General features: G+C 62.6%; 5 protein-coding genes. 4 read left to right on the forward strand and 1 reads right to left on the reverse strand.

Annotation, left to right across the window (positions count from 1 at the left end; translation table 11 throughout):
- The first annotated feature begins 657 nt into the window (after positions 1-657).
- Genes secG through NW845_RS12270 form a run of 4 tightly spaced genes read left to right on the forward strand, consistent with a single transcriptional unit; the run spans position 658 to position 3972 of the window.
- Complete coding sequence (secG, locus tag NW845_RS12255; RefSeq protein ID WP_011431281.1) at positions 658-897, forward strand: preprotein translocase subunit SecG; 240 nt, start codon at positions 658-660, stop codon at positions 895-897.
- 14 nt (positions 898-911) lie between these two features.
- The gene (locus NW845_RS12260) at positions 912-1574 is read left to right on the forward strand and encodes a YqiA/YcfP family alpha/beta fold hydrolase (RefSeq protein WP_414378728.1); all 663 of its coding nucleotides are present in this window, start codon (positions 912-914) and stop codon (positions 1572-1574) included.
- Between the two features lie 33 nt (positions 1575-1607).
- Positions 1608-2306, forward strand: coding sequence for an HAD family hydrolase (locus tag NW845_RS12265; RefSeq protein WP_414366651.1), 699 nt, complete (start codon positions 1608-1610; stop codon positions 2304-2306).
- 13 nt (positions 2307-2319) lie between these two features.
- The gene (locus NW845_RS12270; RefSeq protein WP_414378729.1) at positions 2320-3972 is read left to right on the forward strand and encodes a gamma-glutamyltransferase family protein; all 1653 of its coding nucleotides are present in this window, start codon (positions 2320-2322) and stop codon (positions 3970-3972) included.
- A 5-nt stretch (positions 3973-3977) separates the two neighbouring features.
- Here the strand turns inward: NW845_RS12270 and fabG are convergent, their stop codons facing one another.
- Positions 3978-4721, reverse strand: coding sequence for a 3-oxoacyl-[acyl-carrier-protein] reductase (gene fabG / locus NW845_RS12275; protein WP_414378730.1), 744 nt, complete (start codon positions 4719-4721; stop codon positions 3978-3980).
- Positions 4722-5162 lie beyond the last annotated feature (441 nt).

The raw sequence follows: 5162 nt of genomic DNA on the forward strand, positions 1-5162 counted from the left end.
GAAGCGATATATCCAGAATCAGTCAGGAGGCGCTATCCCTCCCCACCCGGGTGGGGAATCCCGCGCCTTACGTTGACTTGATGCAAGAAGTCCGCGACTGCTGTGACCACTGTCCACAACAGCAAGGCCAGCAACAGCCATGCGACGGCTCCGCTTAGAGGCGGCGGAAGAGATCTCACCCAGGGCACAGGGGATAGCTTGGTAGTCCCACACTAAAGTGCGGGGCGGAGAAGCCCGCCAGCAACTTAAGTTGCTCTCCCTTCGCGCCAGCGGGCTGGAGGCCTTAGCAAGCACCTGCTACGGTGGAAAACCTGAGCAGTGCAGAGCGTGGGGGCGTTGCTTAGCAAAGTAAGCAGAACCTTAGAGCTTTGCCCTAGGGAAGTGGGTAGGGGCGTCTTGACAGCGCCTTTACGAGCCTGCTTGTGGACTGCGTAAGAATCCTCCGACTTTAGTCGGGGGAGTGTCAAAACAGGGTTAGGCTTAGCCAGATAACGGCCTGCTCCTCCCCCAGAGAGGAAAAGGCTGGCAGTGAGAGATCTCCCTGGCCCACGCTGAAACTCCAATCTAGTGGGTTTTGGAAGGGGAGCGCAGGGTGTGCCAGGGTGGAGATACAGGCGATAATAGCTTCAGCAACGTGCCCTACTGGGATCCTCTGCGATGGAAGCCTTCTTCGAGTTCCTTTGGTCTGCCTCGGCCGTTTTGCTGGTGATACTGGTGTTGTTGCATAGCCCCAAAGGGGATGGGCTGGCGGGCATCGGCGGCCAAGCTCAATTGTTCTCCAGCTCCAAAAGCGCCGAGCAGAACCTCAACCGCATCACCTGGACGGTAGCCACCCTCTTCCTCTCCATCAGCGTGGTGTTGGGGGCAGGCTGGCTCTCGGCAGCCACAGGCCCCTAGGGATCCCTGTCATCGTGGCGGTCATCTACTTGCACGGATTCGGCTCTGGGCCCCAATCGGCCAAGGCTACTTTTTTCCGGCAGCGGCTGCAGCAGCTTGGGATCTCTCTGCAGGTGCCCGATCTCAACCAGGGCAACTTTGCCCAGCTTACCTTGACCCGCCAGATCCGGCAGGTTTCTGAGCAGTTGGCGCAAATGGGCCATCCTCCCGTTACCCTTATTGGTTCTAGCTTGGGGGGACTGGTGGCCGCCTGGGTGGCTGAGCAGCAACCCTGCGTGCAGCGTCTGGTGCTCTTGGCACCGGCCTTTGGCTTTCTGGGCCATTGGCTGCCGCGGCTGGGGGCGGAGGCGGTGGAAAGCTGGCAACGCACTGGGCAAATGCCGGTATTTCACTACGGAGAAGGCCGTCCACTGCTGTTGGAGTACGGCTTTGTCACCGATGCCCAACACTACCCGGATGGGGCGTTGCGCCGGCCTGTGCCCACCCTGATTGTGCATGGGATCCGGGACGAGATCATTCCTATCCAGGCCAGCCGCGACTACGTGGCCCGTCGTCCTTGGGCGCAACTGGTATCTGTAGAGAGCGACCACGCCCTCACCGATGTGTTGGATCCCATCTGGCAGGTTACCAGCCGCTTTTGTGGCTGGGGGATGGCGACAGAGCAGCCTTGTTGCTAAGGGGATCCCTGTCCCGCGCTTGCCCAACTGTCTATGCAACCCGAAGCGCTCCGCGCCGCTGACGCGACTGCCGGCTTGCTTTTGGATATGGACGGGGTAATCGTGGATTCGGAGCCGATCCACGCCCGCGCCGGAGTCATCGCCCTGCAGCGCTGTCAGATCTCTCTGGATCTGGCTCCCATCTCCCTGCAGTTTAAGGGGCGCACCGACCAGGACATGTTCGAGTATCTCGTAGAACACCTGACGGACACCCCGCCCGTAGAACGATCCCTGCTGGTGCAGCGTTTGATCGAGGAAAAGGCCAAGGCTTTTGGAGAACTACTGGGAGAGGTGCCGCTGGTGCCAGGGGTGCTGGAGTTTTTGGCGGCTAGCCGCCGCCGCTTCTCGGCCCTCGCCCTCACCACCTCGGCCACCCGTCGGGATCAAGAGCAGATTTTCCAGCGCTTTAACCTGCACCGCTGGTTCGACGCCGTGGTTACTGCCGAAGATATTCGGCGGGCCAAGCCCGACCCCGAGCCCTATTTGAAAACGGCTGCCAAGGTGGGCTTGGATCCCAGCCGGTGTTTGGTGGTCGAAGACTCCACCCACGGGATCCGCGCCGCCAAGGGGGCCGGCTGCTTGGCAGTTGGCCTCACCACTGCTTTCACTGCCGAGGAACTGCGCCGGGCGGGGGCCGATGCGGTGGTGGACAGCTTTGCCGAGTTGGCAGCACTTCTGAGCTTGCCTGTATAGGGAGCACAGACCCATGCAGGATCCTCTCTCTCCAGCACCGGTTTTTTTACGGCAGGCCCTGGATCGCTATCCATTTACCTCGCGGCGACGGGTGGTGATGGGCAAACGGGGAGCCGTGGCCACCAGCCAACCGCTGGCAGCAATGGCGGGTATGGAGATGTTCTGGGCCGGCGGCAATGCCGTGGATGCAGCCGTGGCGATGGCGGTGGCTTTGACGGTGGTGGAGCCGACTTCCAATGGCATTGGTGGCGATGCTTTTGCGCTGGTGTGGGAGGGAGGGGAGAAGGGCCGGCTGTACGGCTTGAATGCTTCCGGTCGCAGCCCAGCTGCCCTGACGCCGGAGCGCTGTGTCGGCCAGATTCCCGCTTACGATTGGTTGGCAGTAACGGTGCCGGGGGCTGTTTCGGCTTGGCAAGCCTTGCACCGGCGCTGGGGACGGCTGCCCTTCGAGCGCCTGTTTGGGCCCGCCCTTCGCTTGGCCTGCGAGGGGTTTCCGGTTTCTCCCCGGATTGCCCAACTGTGGCAGGCGGCGGAGGCCACCTATTTGCCGCTGCCGGATCCCCGCCACGAGGCCTTCAAAGCCGTTTTTTTCCCCCAGGGGCGTGCTCCACGGGCGGGGGAGCGCTGGAGCAGCCCTCTGCATGCACAAACCCTGGCAGAGATTGCCCATAGTGGCGGCGAGAGTTTTTACCGGGGGGAGCTGGCGGAGAAGCTGCTGGCTTTTTCGGATACCACCGGCGGTCTCCTGTCCCGCGCCGACTTGGCAGAACATCGGGCCGACTGGGTAGAACCCATCCATACCGATTACCGCGGCTACACCGTCTGGGAGATCCCCCCCAATGGCCAGGGCATTGCCGCCCTGATGGCCCTCAACCTTTTGGAGGGTTTTGAGCTGGGTCGGATCCCCTACGAGGCCGGCGAGCGCTATCACCTGCAGATTGAGGCGATGAAGCTGGCTTTTGCCGATGTGAGCCGACAGGTAGCGGATCCCGACTATCTGCGGGTGAGTCCCGCCCAAATGCTGGATAAACGTTATGCCCAGCAACGGCGGCTGTTGATCGGTTCTAGGGCCATCCCCTTGGCTCAGCCAGGGCTACCTCAGGGGGGAACGGTTTACTTGGCCACAGCTGATGGCGACCTGATGGTGTCTTTGATCCAATCCAACTTCGACGGCTTCGGCAGCGGCCTGCTGGTTCCAGGGACAGGGATTGCCCTCCACAATCGCGGCACCGGATTTACCTTGGAGCCCGGTCATCCCAACCAGGTGGGCCCGCGCAAGCGCCCCTACCACACGATTATCCCCGCCTTTCTTTCCAAAGATGGGATCCCTCTCGGCCCTTTTGGCGTCATGGGAGGGACGATGCAGCCCCAAGGCCATGTGCAGGTGGTGGTGAATCTGGTGGATTACGGCCTGAACCCCCAAGCGGCTCTGGATGCGCCCCGCTGGCGGGTGCTTCTCGACCAAGGGATCCCGCAGGTGGCGCTGGAGAGCACGGCCCCCCCTCAGGTGGTGGGAGAGCTTGCTGCGCGGGGCCACGCGGTGCAGGTGGTGGCTGCAGAAGAGGACTACGGCCTTTTTGGCCGGGGACAGATCATCTTTCGCGATGGGGATCACTTAATCGGGGCTTCCGAACCCCGTGCCGATGGGTTGGCCCTGGCCTGGTAGAAGGATCAGCTCATCACCATGCCACCGTCGATGGCGAAAACCTGCCCGGTGATGTAGGCTGCCGCCGGGTCGGCCGCCAAAAAGCGCACCAGCCCCGCCACTTCCGCTGGGGATCCCAGTCTCCCTAGAGGGATCTGGGCCAGGATGGGGCCGGGATCCAACTTCTCGGTCATCTGGGTGGTGATAAAGCCGGGGGCAACGGCGTTGACGGTGATGTTGCGGCTGGCCAGCTCGCGGGCTGCTGTCTTCGTCAGACCAATCACCCCTGCTTTGGCGGCGCTGTAGTTGGCCTGGCCGGGATTGCCCACCAGGCCCACCACCGAGGTGATGTTGATGATCCGCCCCTGCCGCTGCTTGACCATGATCTTGGCGGCTGCCTTCAGGCAGAGGAAGACCCCCGTGAGGTTGAGATCCAGCACCACCTGCCAATCTTCCGGCTTCATGCGTAGCAGTAGGGTGTCGCGGGCCATGCCGGCGTTGTTCACCAGCACGTCCACCCGCCCCCAGCGCTCCATCACCTGCTCAAAGAGTTGTTCCACCGCCGACGGCTGGGAGACATCGGCGGCCACAGCCATCCCTTCGCCCCCCAGAGCGGCGATCTCCTGCACCAACGACTCAGCCTCGGCGGCGGAGCGGGCGTAGTTGACGACCACCTTGGCGCCAATCGCCCCCAGATGCAAGGCAACGGCCCGGCCAATGCCGCGGCTGGCTCCGGTGACCACTGCCACCTGGTTGTCGAGCGAAGGCAAGGGGAGAAGTTCAGACATAGGCAGCAGCTTCCCGCTTATTTCTACCGCCGCAACAGTATAGGATGCTTTGGCCTTGTCTGGGGCGGGGAGCGGGTTTCTTTGCCATCCCTCCTATGGCCATTCCAACCGCAATGAGACTGCCTGCCGCCTCGATCCCAAACTCCCCTCTCCTTTTGGGAGAGGGGCCGGGGGTGAGGGCTAGCGGCGCCGAGCGCTTGAGCAACTGACTGGGAAGACCCCCGCGCGTTAGCGGGCCGTAGGCCCCAACGGTAGGTGCTATCGCTGCTCGCGCAAGCGAACAGAGTTCCCTAGGGGGTTCAGGGAGAAACCAGTAAACTACCCGGCTCCGACCGCTAAGCGGTAGGGAGCGGGCTTTCTGTAGCCCTGCAGTTGGCAAGCCAACCACGGGCCCCCCTCGTTCCCCCCGTATACGGGGGGATG

The organism is Synechococcus sp. H60.2 (assembly GCF_047462315.1).
Classification (GTDB): domain Bacteria; phylum Cyanobacteriota; class Cyanobacteriia; order Thermostichales; family Thermostichaceae; genus Thermostichus.

Coding starts and splice junctions, on each gene's coding strand:
- NW845_RS12265 (WP_414366651.1), top strand. CDS start 1,608: ATGCAACCCGAAGCGCTCCGCGCCGCTGACGCGACTGCCGGCTTGCTT.
- NW845_RS12270 (WP_414378729.1), top strand. CDS start 2,320: ATGCAGGATCCTCTCTCTCCAGCACCGGTTTTTTTACGGCAGGCCCTG.
- secG (WP_011431281.1), top strand. CDS start 658: ATGGAAGCCTTCTTCGAGTTCCTTTGGTCTGCCTCGGCCGTTTTGCTG.